The organism is Sphingomonas sp. DC4900 (assembly GCF_049896485.1).
Classification (GTDB): Bacteria; Pseudomonadota; Alphaproteobacteria; order Sphingomonadales; family Sphingomonadaceae; genus Sphingomonas; species Sphingomonas aquatilis.
In genome coordinates, this window is the sequence record NZ_JAFCUK010000003.1 from 32701 (window position 1) to 47960 (window position 15260).

The 15260-nt window shown below is 67.2% G+C and carries 15 protein-coding genes; 5 read left to right on the plus strand and 10 right to left on the minus strand.

What is annotated here, in order from left to right; all coding sequences use genetic code 11:
• Positions 1-4: 4 nt before the first annotated feature.
• Together ACP690_RS04680 and ACP690_RS04685 are read right to left on the minus strand one after the other, a co-directional pair.
• Entirely contained in the window at positions 5-1405 is a 1401-nt protein-coding gene (locus tag ACP690_RS04680; protein WP_426260493.1) for an AmpG family muropeptide MFS transporter, read from the minus strand.
• A gap of 41 nt (positions 1406-1446) precedes the next feature.
• Entirely contained in the window at positions 1447-1896 is a 450-nt protein-coding gene (locus ACP690_RS04685) for a response regulator (RefSeq protein WP_017978433.1), read from the minus strand.
• Between the two features lie 124 nt (positions 1897-2020).
• On the opposite strand from ACP690_RS04685, the gene ACP690_RS04690 reads away from it, so the two are divergent.
• From ACP690_RS04690 to ACP690_RS04700, 3 genes are read left to right on the plus strand one after another with little or no spacing between them, the layout of a single operon-like run.
• The gene (locus tag ACP690_RS04690) at positions 2021-3403 is read left to right on the plus strand and encodes a pseudouridine synthase (RefSeq protein ID WP_426260492.1); all 1383 of its coding nucleotides are present in this window, start codon (positions 2021-2023) and stop codon (positions 3401-3403) included.
• Positions 3400-3936 carry a 16S rRNA (guanine(966)-N(2))-methyltransferase RsmD gene (gene rsmD, locus ACP690_RS04695; protein ID WP_024310514.1) on the plus strand — a complete coding sequence of 179 codons (537 nt, stop codon included), beginning with the start codon at positions 3400-3402 and terminating at the stop codon, positions 3934-3936. Before ACP690_RS04690 ends, rsmD begins: the two co-directional genes overlap by 4 nt.
• An 18-nt stretch (positions 3937-3954) precedes the next feature.
• A complete protein-coding gene (locus tag ACP690_RS04700; protein WP_017978430.1) occupies positions 3955-4248 on the plus strand; it encodes a hypothetical protein in 294 nt (97 codons plus the stop codon).
• Here the strand turns inward: ACP690_RS04700 and ACP690_RS04705 are convergent.
• A complete protein-coding gene (locus ACP690_RS04705) occupies positions 4232-5530 on the minus strand; it encodes an MFS transporter (RefSeq protein WP_426254891.1) in 1299 nt (432 codons plus the stop codon). The two genes, ACP690_RS04700 and ACP690_RS04705, sit on opposite strands and share 17 nt — an antisense overlap.
• 246 nt (positions 5531-5776) lie before the next feature.
• On the opposite strand from ACP690_RS04705, the gene ACP690_RS04710 reads away from it, so the two are divergent.
• Together ACP690_RS04710 and ACP690_RS04715 are read left to right on the plus strand one after the other, a co-directional pair.
• Positions 5777-8062: an ATP-dependent helicase gene (locus ACP690_RS04710; RefSeq protein WP_426260491.1), complete on the plus strand. Its 2286-nt coding sequence runs from the start codon at positions 5777-5779 to the stop codon at positions 8060-8062.
• A 218-nt stretch (positions 8063-8280) separates the two neighbouring features.
• Positions 8281-8820, plus strand: coding sequence for a glycine zipper 2TM domain-containing protein (locus ACP690_RS04715; protein ID WP_063688687.1), 540 nt, complete (start codon positions 8281-8283; stop codon positions 8818-8820).
• 185 nt (positions 8821-9005) lie between these two features.
• Here ACP690_RS04715 and ACP690_RS04720 read toward each other — a convergent pair whose 3' ends face one another.
• The 7 genes from ACP690_RS04720 to ACP690_RS04750 all read right to left on the minus strand — a co-directional run bounded on the left by ACP690_RS04720 (position 9006) and on the right by ACP690_RS04750 (position 15254).
• Positions 9006-9332 (minus strand): hypothetical protein, encoded by a 327-nt coding sequence (locus tag ACP690_RS04720; protein WP_017978426.1) that lies wholly within the window; start codon positions 9330-9332, stop codon positions 9006-9008.
• Positions 9333-9397: 65 nt separating this feature from the next.
• Positions 9398-9709, minus strand: a complete 312-nt coding sequence (locus ACP690_RS04725; protein WP_426260490.1) for a PilZ domain-containing protein — start codon at positions 9707-9709, stop codon at positions 9398-9400.
• Positions 9710-9756: 47 nt separating this feature from the next.
• Positions 9757-9990 (minus strand): 50S ribosomal protein L31, encoded by a 234-nt coding sequence (gene rpmE, locus ACP690_RS04730; protein WP_024310513.1) that lies wholly within the window; start codon positions 9988-9990, stop codon positions 9757-9759.
• 103 nt (positions 9991-10093) lie between these two features.
• Entirely contained in the window at positions 10094-10543 is a 450-nt protein-coding gene (gene fabZ / locus ACP690_RS04735; protein ID WP_063688681.1) for a 3-hydroxyacyl-ACP dehydratase FabZ, read from the minus strand.
• Between the two features lie 33 nt (positions 10544-10576).
• Positions 10577-11287 carry an OmpH family outer membrane protein gene (locus ACP690_RS04740; RefSeq protein ID WP_331361153.1) on the minus strand — a complete coding sequence of 237 codons (711 nt, stop codon included), beginning with the start codon at positions 11285-11287 and terminating at the stop codon, positions 10577-10579.
• A complete protein-coding gene (bamA, locus tag ACP690_RS04745) occupies positions 11287-14037 on the minus strand; it encodes an outer membrane protein assembly factor BamA (protein ID WP_295562745.1) in 2751 nt (916 codons plus the stop codon). The genes ACP690_RS04740 and bamA overlap by 1 nt, the downstream gene beginning before the upstream one ends.
• Before the next feature lie 83 nt (positions 14038-14120).
• Complete coding sequence (locus ACP690_RS04750; RefSeq protein WP_426260489.1) at positions 14121-15254, minus strand: M50 family metallopeptidase; 1134 nt, start codon at positions 15252-15254, stop codon at positions 14121-14123.
• Positions 15255-15260: the final 6 nt, after the last annotated feature.

Below are 15260 nucleotides of genomic sequence, written 5' to 3' on the forward strand. Positions count from 1 at the left end.
CGCGTCAGTCCTTCGGCGCTTCGCGCACGTCGCCCTCGCCCGCCGTGCCGGCGCTGCCGATCGAACGGTCGATCAGGCCCGACCGGCTCATCCACCAGAACAGCAGCACGCCCGGCAGCGCGGCAAAGGTCGTGCCCCAATAGAAGGCGACATAGCCGAACCGGTCGACCAATTGCCCCGTCGTCGTCGCGGTCAGGATACGGCCGACGATGCTCGCCGCCGCCGAGATCAACGCATATTGCGACGCGGTGAAGCGCAGGTCGCACAGCGCCGAGAAATAGGCGACGACGGTGACGCCGCCGATGCCGCTCGCCATATTCTCGAACGCCATCGCGCCCGCGAGGCCGAGGTTCGAATGCCCCGATGCCGCCAGCAGCGCGAAGCTGGCGTTGGACACCATCATCAGGATCAGGCTGAGCATCACCGATCGCTTCAGGCCCAGCCGCGCATACAGCACGCCGCCGAGCGCCAGACCGATCCAGAACGCCCAGAAGCCGATGACCACGTCGTACAGCGCGATCTCGTCATTGGTGAAGCCCAGGTCGTCGAGCAGCAGCCGCAGCGCCTGCTGCCCCAGCGTATCGCCGATCTTGTGGAGCAGGATGAACGCGAGGATCAGCCACGCGCCATGGCGGCGGAAGAATTCCAGGAACGGGCCGACGATCGACGCTTGCACCTCGGCAAGCCCGCGCCGCTGCGCCGGTTCGCGCCGCCGCGCCGGCTCGCCGCGGGTCAGCGCGACAATCATCGCCGGCAACGCGAACAGCACGCAGGCCAGATAGGCGACGTGCCAGTTCGATCGTGCCGCGATCACCAACGCCAGCGATCCGGCCAGCACCGACCCGATCTTCCAGCCATATTGCGTCATGCCCGATCCGACGCCCATCTGTTCGGGCTCCAGCGTCTCGATGCGATAGGCGTCGATGACGATGTCGTAGGTGGCGCCGGCAAAGCCGACCAGCACGACCGCGATGATCGTCGCCTGCAAATTCGCCGCCGGATCGACCAGCGCCAGATTGGTGACCGCCGCCATCACCATCACGCCCGCCAGCAGGATCCACGACACGCGCTGCCCCAGCGCGCCGATCAGCGGCAACCGGACCCCGTCGACCATCCACGCCCATAACGGCTTCAGATTGTAGACGAGGAAGCCCAGCGTGAAGGCGGTGATCGTCGCCTTGTCCAGCCCGTCCTGCTTAAGCCGCGTCGTCAGCGTCGCGCCGATCATCGTAAAGGCGAGGCCCGACGAAATGCCCATGAAGAACACCGCGATCGGCCCGCGTTCCGCATAGGGCGCCAGCGGCGTCAGCCGCGCCCGGATCGCCGGCGAACGGCGCATGATCGCGATGACGAGTGCGGCGAGGGCCGCGACGATGAGGAAGTAGAGATTGTTGCCGGTCAACATGGCGGCAACACTAACGGCTTATTCGCCGCCGACCAGCGGGATTACGCGGCGGGCGCTTCCCCCGGCGGCACGGCGAACAGCGCGAAGCCCGTGGGCAGCTTGCGCGGGCGCTTGCCGGCGAGCGCGGCGTCGATCGCCTCAATCGATCCGATCAGGTCGCGCTGCTGATAGGGTTTGACGAGGCGCCCGGTCGCCAGCGCCTCCGCCTCGGGCGGGAAGCGGCCGGTGACGAACAGCACCGGCACCGCGGCGGCACGGGCACTGCGCGCGACGTCCAGCCCCGATCCGTCCGCTAGGTTCACGTCGACCAGCACCAGGTCGAGCGCCTCGCCCGATTCCAGCACCGACACCGCCTCTGCCACGCGGTCCACCGTCGCGATGATCGTGTAGCCCGCCTCCCGCAGGATATGTTCGGTATCGAAGGCGATGAGTGGCTCGTCCTCGACCACCAGCAGCCGTTCGATCAGCCGCTTCTTCCGCCCGAACAACATATGCCGCTATGCCCCTTGGTTGACGGCGTTATCCCCATGTCACGCCCGATTCGGTTAACGCGCATCTGGCGGCAAGTGACGCAAATTTTTTCACGTCCGGCACAATTGCGCGTATGGGGCGACGATGGCCGACCCCAAAGACCCCCGCACCCCTGCAGCCGCGGGCAAGACTCCCGGCGACCGGATCGCGAAACTGCTAGCCCGCGCGGGCGTCGCCAGCCGGCGCGAGATCGAACGGATGATCGCCGAAGGGCGCGTCGCGCTCGACGGCACGGTGCTCGACACGCCCGCCACCGTGCTGACGTCGCTGCGCGGCGTGACCGTCGACGGCCAGCCCGTCGGCTCGCCCGAACCGACGCGGTTGTTCCTGTATCACAAGCCGACCGGGCTGCTGGTCACCGAACGCGACCCCAAGGGGCGGCCGACGATCTACGATCGCCTGCCCCACGACCTGCCGCGGCTGGTGCCGGTCGGGCGGCTCGACCTCAATACCGAGGGGCTGCTGCTGCTGACCACCGACGGCGGCTTCAAGCGCCAGCTCGAGCTGCCCGCGACCGGTGTCGAGCGCAGCTATCGCGCGCGCGCCTATGGCAACGTCACGCAGCAGCAGCTCGAGGAGCTGGCCGAGGGCGTCGAGATCGAGGGCATTCGCTATGGCTCGATCGACGCCAATATCGAGCGGCGCACCGGCGCCAATGTGTGGATCGAGATCACGATCACCGAAGGCAAGAACCGCGAGGTGCGCCGCGTCCTCGAATATCTCGGGCTGCAGGTCAGCCGCCTGATCCGTACCCGTTACGGCCCGTTCGTGCTCGGCGACCTGCCGGTCGGCGGGATCGGCGAGGTGAAGCAGCATGAGATCGTCGGATTCCGCAAGACGCTGAAGGGCGGCGCGCCGGACGAGCCGATCGCGGCCGCCCCCCGTGCCGGCTTCCGCACCGCGCCCAGCGTCGATCGCACCACCCGCACGCGCCGCGGCGCCGAGCGTGGCGTGGAGCGGCCGGCAACCGTACGGCCGACCACGCCAGGCGAGCGCCCGACGCGATCGCGCCCGCGTTCCGAGGGTAGCGCGGACCGTCCCGCTGCGGCCCGTACGGCGAACCCGCGCGCCGCCGCCACCGGCGAAGCGCCCCGCCCCGGCTTCCGCACACCCGCAACGACCGATCGCGGCGCCCGTACGCGGACCCGAACCGACACGCGCGCCCGCGACGACGCCCGCGACGGCAAGGCCAACGTCCCCACCGGCGGCTCGGCGATGAAGCCGTGGGAGCGTCATGATGAGCGCGGCGCCGATCGCAGCGGCGACCGCAACCGCTCAGGCGCTCCCCGCGTCGGCCAAGGCAAGCCCGGCGCATCCCGCACCGGCCAACGACCTCCCCGCGGTGACGCCCCGACGCGCAGCGGCCCCGCAGGCGGCGGCGGCTCGCCGCGCCCATCGGGCGGGCGTCCGCCCAGCGGTGGCTTCAAGGGCGGGCCCAAGGGCGGGCCGCGCGGAGGTCGCTCGTGAGGGTAATCGCCGGCCAGTGGCGCGGGCGTCCGCTCGTCGCGCCCAAGGGCGACGCGACGCGCCCCACCGCCGACCGCACGCGCGAGGCCTTGTTCTCAATGCTCACCAGCCGCCTCGGCAGCTTCGAAGGGCTCGCCGTCGCCGATCTGTTCGCCGGATCGGGCGCGCTGGGGATCGAGGCGCTGTCGCGTGGCGCGGCGTCCTGCCTATTCGTCGAACAGGACGGCGCGGCGCTGGATGCGCTGAAGGCCAACCTCGCCAAGCTCGGCACGCGCGGCGACGTGCGCAGCGGGTCGGTAATGGCGCTGGGGCCGGCGCGCGCGCCGCTCGACCTCATCATGATGGACCCGCCCTACGGCACCGGTGCAGGCTTGGTAGCCTTGGATAAATTGGCGCGGCTGGGCTGGACGAACGCCGCGACCTGGGTCAGCATAGAGACCGCACGCGACGAGGCGGTCGAGGTCGCCGGGTTCGCCATCGACACCAGCCGCGTGCATGGGAAGGCCCGTGTGACACTCTTGCGGGCCGCCTGATCGCAACAGGAGGGAGCCATGGCGACGCAGTTCATTCCCCACCATTACGATGCCCCGCGGCGGTCGGGGCCGCAGGCGGTGGTCGGATGGGTGCATCATCCCTTGCCCAAGGGCATCGAGCTGGAGGTGCAGACGACGCCGTCCGCACAGGCGCTCGACAATCAGCAGATCGCGACGACGCGGCTGGTGCTGAGCCGCAACCAAGCGTTGCTGCTCGCCAGCTTCCTGCTCAACGCGACCGGCTATTCCGAGGCCGATGTCCCGAAACGCAGCGTGTCGCGCTGGCCGCGCTGGTTCAGTCGGCGGTCCTGACCCGCGGCAACAGTGCGAGGCCGGCGAGGCTCACGAGGCCCGCCGCGACCAGATACAGCCCGATCCACCACAGCCCGCGCGCAGCGAGCGCCTGCGCCGCGATCGGCGCGAGTGCCCCGCCCAAGATACCGCCGACGTTGAACGTCATCGACACGCCGGTGTAGCGCACGCCCGCCGGAAACAGCGTCGGCAGCCAGCCGCCGAGCGGACCATAGGCAAAGCCCATGACGAACAAGGCGAAGGCCAGCCACGCGAACACCACGACCAGCGATCCGGCGCCCAGCATCGGCCCCATCAGTGCGCCGGCGACGATGCAGCCCAGAAAGCCGATTACCAGCATCCGCTCCGCCCCCGTCCGGTCTGCCAGAACGCTCGCGACGATCACGCCTGCGGCGAGAAACAGGATCGCGACCAGCTCGACGCCGAGCAGCGCCGTCTTGTCATAGCCCAGCGTCGTCGTGCCGTAGCTCAGCGTAAAGGCGGTCGCGAGGTAGAAGAGCGCGAAGCACGCCACCACCCCGCCGGTGCCGGCCAGCAGCGCGCGGCCATGACCGGCAAACAGCGTCGCGAGCGGCACCTTGGGCAGCGCCTCCGCCTTGGCCGCTTCGACGAAGGCGGGCGTCTCGGTCAGCTTCAGTCGGATCCACAGGCCGAGCGCGACCAGCACCGCGCTCACCAGGAACGGCAGGCGCCACCCCCAGGCGCGGAACTGATCGTCGCTCAGCACCAGCCCCAGCAGCAGGAACAATCCGTTCGCCAGGATGAAGCCGACCGGCGCCCCCAGCGGGGGGAACATGCCCCACGTGTTGCGCCGATGCGGCGGTGCGTTCTCGACTGCGAGCAGCGCCGCGCCGCCCCATTCGCCGCCCAGCCCCAGCCCCTGGCCCAATCGCATCAGGCACAATAGCAGCGGCGCCCAGATGCCGAATTGTCGATAGGTCGGCAGGAAGGCGATCGCGACGGTCGACCCGCCCATGAGCAACAGGCTGGCGACGAGGGTCGACTTGCGCCCGATCCGGTCGCCGAAATGCCCGAACACCGCCGCACCGATCGGCCGCGCGAAGAAGGCCACGGCGAAGCTCGCGAAGCTCATCATCTGCCGCGCCGATGCACTTTCCCCCGGAAAGAACAGCGCCGGAAACACCAGCGCCGCGGCGGTGGCGTAAATGTAGAAATCGTAGAATTCCACCGCCGTACCGACGAGGCTCGCGGTCAGGATCCGGCGCGGCGAGGCTGGCGTGACGGCGGCGTCCGGGACTTCGGCGGCAGGGGTTTGGCTCATGCCGCCTTTCTAACCCCCAAATAAAGGCATCTGGCAACAAAGTTGCCATCCCTTCGCAACATTCCGCCGCTACCGCGATGCCACCGCGGCTCCCCTCCCCCTGTGGGTCGCGATGTATCGGTCGCCTTTCTGTCGACTGGTGCTCCCTGAACTACGGGGCGGCCGCACCGGTGGCTGCCCCGATTTTTCCGGGCTTGCCGCGCTCGCAGCTTGCCGAGCCAAGCGCCGTTCCCTACCTGTTCGCCGGTGACCGACACCGCCTCCCCCGCCGCCCTGCAGGATCCGCCGTATCTCAAGGGGTTGAACCCGCCGCAGCGCGACGCAGTGCTCACCACCGAAGGCCCGGTGCTGATGCTGGCCGGCGCCGGTACGGGCAAGACCGCGGCGCTGACCGCGCGGCTCGCGCATCTGCTGTGGACGCGCAAGGCGTGGCCGTCCGAAATCCTCGCCGTCACCTTCACCAACAAAGCCGCGCGCGAGATGCGCGAGCGTGTCGGCCGGATGGTCGGCGACGCGGTGGAGGGCATGCCGTGGCTCGGCACCTTCCACGCGATCGGCGCCAAGATGCTCCGCCGCCATGCCGAACTGGTCGGATTGCAGTCGAACTTCACCATTCTCGACACCGACGATCAGTTGCGGCTGCTGAAACAGCTGATCGTCGCCGCGGACATCGACGAAAAGCGCTTCCCCGCGCGCAGCCTCGCCGGCCTGATCGACGATTGGAAAAACAGGGGTCTGGTCCCCGCCGATATCGATGCCGGCGAGAGCGAACGCTACGCCAACGGGCGCGGCGGCGACCTGTACGCGCAATATCAGGCGCGGCTGCGCAGCGTGAACGCCTGCGACTTCGGCGACCTGCTGCTCCACATGCTCACCATCCTGAAGACGCACGCCGATGTGCTGCGCACCTATCAGGAGCGCTTCAAATACATCATGGTGGACGAATATCAGGACACCAACATCGTCCAGTATCTCTGGCTGCGGCTGCTGGCTCAGACGCGCAAGAACATCGCCTGTGTCGGCGACGACGATCAGTCCATCTATTCGTGGCGCGGCGCGCAGGTCGAAAACATCCTGAAGTTCGAGAAGGATTTTCCCGGCGCCAAGGTGATCCGCCTCGAACAGAATTACCGATCGACGCCGCATATCCTCGGCGCCGCGTCGGGCGTGATCGCGCATAACGGCGGTCGGCTCGGCAAGACGCTGTGGACCGAACTCGATGTGGGCGAGAAGGTGCGCGTGCTGGGGGTGTGGGACGGGCCGGAAGAAGCGCGCCGGGTTAGCGACGAGATTGAGGCCGCGCAGCGGAACGGCACCCCGCTCGACCATATCGCCATCCTCGTCCGCGCGCAGCATCAGACGCGCGAATTCGAAGACCGCTTCATCTCGATCGGCATGCCGTACCGCATCGTCGGCGGCTATCGCTTCTACGAACGCGCCGAAATCCGCGACGCGCTCGCCTATCTGCGCATCGTCAACCAGCCGTCGGACGATCTGGCCTTCGAACGCATCGTCAACGTCCCCAAGCGCGGCCTTGGCGACAAGGCGATCGCCAAGATCCACCAGCTCGCCCGCGCCGAGGGCGTGCCGCTCACCATCGCCGCGGCGCGCATTCTCGACACCGACGAACTGACCCCGCAGGCGCGCCGCGCGCTCGGCAATTTCGTCGGCGACATCGCGCGCTGGCGCGACCGGGCACGCGATCTGCCGCATGCCGAACTGGCGCGGCAGATGCTCGACGAATCGGGCTATACCGCGATGTGGCAGGCCGAAAAGTCGGTCGAGGCATCCGGGCGGCTCGAAAACCTGTCCGAACTCGTCCGCGCGATGGAAGAATATGAGTCGCTCGGCGCATTCCTCGAACACGTCAGCCTCGTCATGGACAAGGAAGGCGCGGTGCAGGCGCCCGAGGTCACGATCATGACGATCCACGCCGCCAAGGGCCTCGAATTCGACACCGTGTTTCTCGTCGGCTGGGAAGAAGGCCTGTTCCCCTCACAACGTGCGATCGACGAAGGCGGCACGCGCAGCCTGGAGGAGGAGCGCCGCCTCGCCTATGTCGCGATCACGCGTGCGCGCCGCCGCGCGACGATCCTCCACGCCGCCAACCGCCGCATCTACGGCCAGTGGACCTCCAGCATCCCGAGCCGCTTCGTCGGCGAATTGCCGCCCGAACATACCGACAGCGACACCACCATGTCGGGCGGCGAAAGCCTGTGGCGCGCCAATTGGAGCGAGCGCGCCGATCCCTTCGCCAATGTCGCGCGCGGCACCGGCCGCGGTCCGGGCTGGCAGCGCGCGGCGGGGTCTGGCTCCGGCTTCACCACCCAGCCGACGCGGATCGTCGAGAGCCGGGCGAGCGCGGTCAGCATCGGCAACAAGGGGCGCAGCGACCTCAGCGTCGGCATGCGCGTCTTCCACCAGAAGTTCGGCTATGGCGCGATTGCCGAGATCGAAGGCAACAAGCTGGAGATCGACTTCGAGGCCGCCGGCCGCAAGCGGGTGATGGACAGCTTCGTCACGATCGGGTGATCGGGGCGCTCCCGCCCGAGTACCACCCTCCTCGTCATGGCGAGCGCAGCGACAGACTGAGGCGACGGACTGAGGCGGCCGATCCCACCTTGGCGTCGTCCGGCAACCGCGCCCCGCCGACACGCCGCCTACCATCCGTTCAGGAACCGGCAGGGTAGGTTCCGCGTATGGCCGTTACGGTTCCGAATCAACGGACTAAGAAGCTCAGGACGATCGCCATGCTCAAGTCGCTGTCCCTCGCCGCTGCCGCGGCCGCTGCGCTCACCGCCGCCACTCCGGTCGTTGCCCAGTCGGCGCAGGATGAGGCGCGCTTCACCGCCGCGCAGCAGCGGTTCGACGCCGAGCTCGCCCGCTATCGCGCCGAAGTGGATCGCTATCGCGCGTCGCGCGGCGGCTACACCGGCACTGGCGGCTATCGCGAGGCGCCGGCCGCGAACTATTACAATAACAACACCTACCCCGGCGATCGCGACGAGAACGGCTACGACCCGTCGCGCTATTATCGCAGCGGCGACAATTATCGCGAGCGCGTGCTGAGCGCTGACGAGCGTGTCTATGCCGGCAATGACGGTCGCTATTATTGCAAGCGCAGCGACGGCACGACCGGCCTCGTCATCGGCGGCGCCGCGGGCGGCATTCTGGGCAATGTGATCGATGGCGGCCGCAGCCGCATCGTCGGCACCCTGCTCGGCGGTGCGGCCGGTGCGCTCGCCGGCAAGGCGATCGACCAAAACCAGTCGCAGGTCCGCTGCCGTTGAGGTAACGGGGCGCGCCGGCGACGGTGCGCCCCGGCCCGTCTTCCGTCACCCCGGACACGTTCCGAGGTCCAGCGGGCCGCTAGGGGGCGGCAGGAGGCTCAAACCATCCCCCTCGCCGCAGAGTGGACCCCGGAACGAGTCCGGGGTGACGGGGGATTGGGCGACAGCCGTAAGCGTGCCGAGCCTTACCCCAGCTCCACCGCCATCAGCGTCACGCCGACATATTTCTCCGCCTCGGGCTCGAACAGCGCACTCGGACGGAAGGTGTTCGCGGTCAGCGTCGGATCGCCCAGGCCGTCGAGCTTGAACGTGCCCAGTTTCTCCTCGCGCGGTGGCTTTCCGTCGCGCTCGACCGTGGTCGCATCGACGTAGATCTCGCCGTGCCGTGTGTAGAGGATGTGGGGGGCGATCGTGACCGCACCCTTGTTGTAGGTGGCGGTGACGGTCATCTGGCGGACGATGGCTTCGAACATCGTCGGCACCGGTCCGGTCGGCGCAGAGGGCTGGTTCATCCTCGCATCCATAATAGCTGATGCTGCATCGCAGCAAGACGCTTTACGCGCCCGTCATAGCGCAGTCAGCGATTCTGCGCGAGCAATCTGTCGAAGACGTCGATTTCCAACGGCTTCTTGAACTGGCAGCCGGCGAGATAATCGTCGGACCACATCACGTCGGCCGCGATCGTGCCCGCTTCGGGCAAGGTCAGCCAGATCGTGCTGCCCTTGGTCAGCGCGGAATAGGTTTGCAGGCGAACGCCGTGGATCGAGAGATCGACCACCTTGCACAAGGTGCGCGCGGCCTTGCCGATATGCGCATCCAACGAAACCGGCGCACGCGGGGAGCGGCGCCGGCCATTGGGTTCTGCAGGTTCGAACTCGGCGGCAAACATCGATCAAGAGTATCGCGTCGATGGTTAACGCCGAGTCAACGATCCGATCAGTTCTTGCGGAGCGTGAGACCGCCACCGAAGCGCTTGTTGAAGCGCGCGACCTGGCCGCCCGCGTCGAGCAGCTGACCACGACCACCGGTCCAGGCGGGGTGCGCCAGCGGATCGATGTCGAGCTGCATCGTGTCGCCTTCCTTGCCCCAGGTGGAGCGGGTTTCGAACACGGTGCCGTCCGTCATCTGGACCTTGATCATGTGGTAGTCGGGGTGGGTATCTTTCTTCACGTCACACGCTCCGTATGCGGCTGGTTCCGACCAGCCTGAAAGGGAAGCGGCGCCCGTAACGGAGCGCCGCCGAAAAGTCAAAAGTCAGCGAAAGTCACACGCGTTACGCCTTGGGCGGATCGGCGATCATCGCAGTAAAGTTAGCTTCTGCAACGACTTGCCCGTCGACCTTCGCAACACCTGCGAACTTGCAGACGCTGGACCGCTTCTGGACGAATTCGACCTCCAGCCGCAGCAGCACGCCGGGTTCGACGGGCTTGCGGAACTTCGCGCCTTCGATCGCCATGAAATAGACGAGCTTGCCCGATCCGGCGAGGCCCAGGCTTTCGACCGCGAGCACGCCCGCGGCCTGCGCCAGCGCCTCGACGATCAGCACGCCCGGCATGATCGGACGACCGGGGAAATGCCCCTGGAAGAAGCCTTCGTTGATCGTCACCGCCTTGATCGCTGCGATCGACCGGTCGAGGACGATTTCCTCGACGCGGTCGACCAGCAGCATCGGATAGCGATGCGGCAGCGCCGCCATGACCCGCCCGATATCGAGCGGCCCCATGGTCTGTGCGTCTTCGCTCACCGACGCGGGCCCTTAACGGCCCTGCGGGGTGCCGGCGGCCGGCGCAGCGGCCGGAGCCGGAGCGCCCGCCTGCTGACGGCGCTGGGCGTTCGCGTAGACGATCTGGCGATACTGCTGCAGCAGTTCGACGGTCTGCTGCTGCGGCTGCCAGTTGGCCGGCGGCGTGATCGAGACGGTCGGCGTCGTGCGATCGATCTCGGCGATGATGTCGCGCGTGATGTCGGTCGCCGGCGGTGCGTACTGGATCGCGTTCGGCGACAGCACCAGGTTGATCTTCTTGGCCGTCACGACCGCACGCAGCGCCGGGTCATACTTGGCGACGATCTGTTCCAGCGCATAGGCCTGCGCCTTGATCGCGGGGTTCTGCGCGGCTTCGATGCCGGGCTGCGCGGCAGCCTGGGCATCGCGCACCTGCTTGGCGATCGTCGGGTTCGATTCGGCCGCAGCGGCTTCCGCCTGGCTGATCTGGCCGTCCTTGTTGGCGTCGAGGATGCCGCGCAGCTTCGTGTTCAGCGCGTTCTGCGCCGCAGCGGCCTGATCCAGCTGCGCCTTGTAGGTCGTGCCGATCTGCGTGTTGGCGGTTTCGAACGCCTTCGCGCTGAAGATCGCCGCGTCGGGCTGCGCCGTGGCGAGGCCGGCGGTCTGCGCCGAGGCGCCACCGGCGAGCAGGGCGACCGAAGCCGAGGCGATCGCCACGGCGCACGTCTTGGTAATCGTCTTCATTAGAACTGCGTCCCTACGTTGAAGGTAATGAGCTTGGGATCGTCGCCCTTCTGGGTGACGAGCGCCTTGGCGAGGTCGATACGCAGCGGGCCGAACGGCGACGTCCAGTTCACGCCGATGCCGATGCTGACGCGCGGCGTCGGGCTGCTGCCGTAATAGGTTTCCTTGAACGGCGAGATCGCCTGATCGAACGCGATCGTGTTCGTCTCGCTGCCCGAACATGCGCCGCCCGCAACCGCCGAATAGCCGATCGAACAGGTCGTCGCACGCAGCGCCGGCGCGGTCGCGCCGTCCGGCGTGTAGGTGTTGTAATAGAGCTGGCGCCCCGCCGAATCGGTCAGCAGCCGCTGGATCGGCAGCACCGTCACGTTGCCAGCCGAATCGGTGATCGTCGGGAAGCTCGCGGTCGGCAGCGGCTTGGTCAGGCCCCACAGACTGCCCGCCTGGACGTAGACCGACGGACGCAGGCCCAGTTCGCGCGCGCCGGAGCCCAACGGGATCTCCAGCTCGGCGCGGACGAGGTAGTAGGCACGGCCGCCCAGCGCGTCGTCGACGATCTGGTCGCGATCGGTGACGAGGATCTGCTTGCCGTTCGCGTCCGTCGTATAGGCCTGACGCTGCACGCGCGGGCCGACGCCACGGATGTCGAAGCCGCGGAACTGCGGTTCGCCGAGGTAGAAGCGATCGGTGATGCGGACGCTGTCGATGCCGGGGCCACGGCTCTTTTCCAGCGAATGGATGTAGCCGCCCTCACCGACGATCGAGCCGATGAAGCCGCTGCCGACGTTCCAGAACTTCGACCCTTCGACGCGCGTACGGATATACTTCACGTCACCGCCCAGGCCGGCGAAGTCCTGGTTGAAGGCGAAGCGCTGGCCCGCGGTCGGACGCAGGCGGCTGTTGAGGCTGTCGTAGATCAGCGAATAGCCGACGGTCGACGTCCAGCGGTTGCCGATCGCTTCGCAGAGGTAGCGGCCCGCCTTCAGCGGATCGCAGACGCCGTTGGTGAAATAGGTCGCCGAATCGAGACCGACCTGATCGTAGGACAGGCCGTAGCGGCCGGCGAGCGACCAATATTCGGTCAGCGGCACGCCCGCGCGCACCTGGAAACCGGTCGACACCTGCGAATAGGTCGTCTGACGCTGCGTGCCGATATAGTTGAACGAGTTGAAGTCGCGGCGGAACACGTCGACGCCGATCGCGACGTTCTTGTCGAACAGGTACGGCTCGGTGAAGCCCAGTTCGACCGACTTCGAATAGGTCGAATAGTTCACGCCCGCGCGCAGCACCTGCCCCTTCCCGCGGAAGTTGTTCTGCGTGATGTTCGCCTGGATGATGAAGCGTTCGAGGCTGGAATAGCCGACCGACAGCTGCAATTCGCCGGTGCTGCGTTCTTCCAGCGTCGTTTCCAGGACGACGCGATCGGGTGCCGAACCGGGGTTCTGCTTGATCTCCATCTTGTCCTGGAAGAATCCCAGGCTGTTGATGCGATCCTGGCTGCGCTTCACCTGGAAGCTGTTGAACGCATCGCCTTCCGCCAGACGGATTTCGCGGCGCACGACCTTGTCCTGCGTCTGCGTGTTACCGTTGATGTCGATCCGCTCGACATAGGTGCGCTGCGCCTGGCCGATGTGGAAGTTCATCCCCATGGTCAGCGTTTCGGGATCGCGGCTGTAATCCGGCTGCACGTCGGTGAAGGCATAGCCGAACAGGCCCGCCGACTGGCTCAGCTGATCGATCGAATCCTCGACCAGCTTGGCGTTGTACCAGTCGCCCTTCTTGACCGGCAGCGACGCGGCGAGCTTCTTGTTGTCGAAGTCGCGGATTTCGCTGTCGACGGTGATGTCGCCGAACTTGTAGCGCTTACCCTCTTCGACGACATAGGTGATGATGAAGTCGCGCTTGTCGGGCGTCAGCTCGGCGACGGCGCTGGTGACGCGGAAATCGGCATAGCCCTGCGTCAGATAGAATTGGCGCAGCTTCTGCTGGTCATAATTCAGGCGATCCTGATCGTAGGACGTGTTGGACGACAGCAGGCGGAACCAGCGCGATTCCTTCGTCGCCATCTCGCCGCGCAGCTTGCCGTCGCTGAACACCTCGTTGCCGATGATGTTGATCTGGCGGACCTTGGACTTCGGCCCTTCGTTGATCTCGAACACCACATCGACGCGATTCTGGTCGAGGTTGACCATCTTCGGATTGACGACCGCGGCGAATCGGCCCTGGCGGCGATACAGTTCCAGGATGCGGCTGACGTCCTGCCGCACCGCGGTGCGGGTGAAGATCTGCCGCGGCGCGAGCTTGATTTCCTTGGTAATCTTGTCGCTCTTCAGCGCCTTGTTACCTTCCAGGATCACGCGGTTGATGATCGGGTTTTCGCGCACCTTCAGCACGATGTCGCCGGTCTCGACGCCCTCGATCTGATATTGGACGAACAGGTCCGACGCCTGCAGATCCTTCAGCGCCTGGTCCAGCGTTTCCGCGGTATACGGAATGCCGACGCGCAGCTTGGTGTACGACAGCACCGTTTCCGGCTCGATGCGCTGCGATCCCTCGACGCGCAGCGACTTGATCGTGCGCACGGGCGCCGGCGTGGCGGCGGGCGCCGTTGCCGCCTGTGCGCCGGTCGCGGGTGTCGTTGCCGGCGCTTGGGCCGGAGCGGCCGCCGTCTGCGCCATGGCGGGCACACCCGACAGCATGGTGCCGGCGAGCAGCGCGGCACCCAGGCCGGCGAACTTGGAACTTGTCATCGCTGTCACTCAACCCACCCCAAAAACGTCAGGATACCCACGTAACGTCGGGAACCGCAGCGCAACGCCCTGCCCCAACCCGGTCAGCCGATCAACCCGGCCAACCGCTGCCACAGACCAACCGCGCCCAAATCGTTGAACGTGACGATCAGCATCAACGCCAATACCGCAGCCAATCCGCCGCGAAATGCCCATTCCTGTACCTGAGGTTCGAGGGGACGACGCCGCACCGCTTCGATCGCGTAGAAGAAGAGGTGTCCGCCATCCAGCATCGGCACTGGCAGCAGGTTGATGAACCCCAGATTGATGGAGAGCATCGCGACCAGCCAGACGAAGGCCGAAACGCCCAGCGCCATCTGCTCGCCGGAGATTTTGGCGATGCGGATCGGGCCGCCCAGTTCGTCGATCGAGCGACGACCGCTGATGATCTGGCCGATCGTTTCCAACGTGCCGCCGATGATCTCGCCCGTCATCCGCACGCCGGCGATCGGCGCCTCCGCAAGGCTGACGGGGGCGAGCACGGGATCGCCGCTCTGCAGGCCCAGCCGGCCGATGCGATATTCGTTGCCGAACCGGTCGCGCTGGTGGACCGTGCCGATCGTCAGCGGCGTCTCGATATCACGGCCGGCGCGCGCCACCGTCACCGTGACCTGCTGGCCCGGCCGGATCAGCGCGTAGCGCGCGAGATCGGAAAAGGTGTCGACCCCGCGGCCGTCGAGCGCGACGATCCGGTCGCCTGCGCGCAGGCCCGCCTTCGCCGCGGCGCCGCCCTCCACCACCGCACCGACGACCGCGGGGGTGCGATCGACGCCATAGCTATAGGCGAAACCGGCGAGGATCAGCACCGCCAGGATCAGGTTCACCACCGGCCCCGCCGCGACGATGATCGCGCGCTGCCACAGGGGTTTGGCCTGGAAGGTTCGCATCCGCTCTTCGGCGGGCAGCGACAGCCATGCCGCATCGGGCTGGCTCGCGGGATTCATGTCGCCGGCGAAGCGGACGTAGCCGCCCAGCGGCAGCCAGCCGAATTTCCAGCGCGTGCCGCGGGAATCGGTGAAGCCCGCGATCTCGCGCCCGAAGCCGATCGAAAACGCCTCCGCCTTCACGCCGAAGACGCGGCCGGCGAGATAATGGCCCATCTCATGAATGAACACGAGCGGCCCGATGGCGCACAGAAAGGCGAGGACCGCCATCAGGATACCGGGGGACTGGATCAAGCTGCG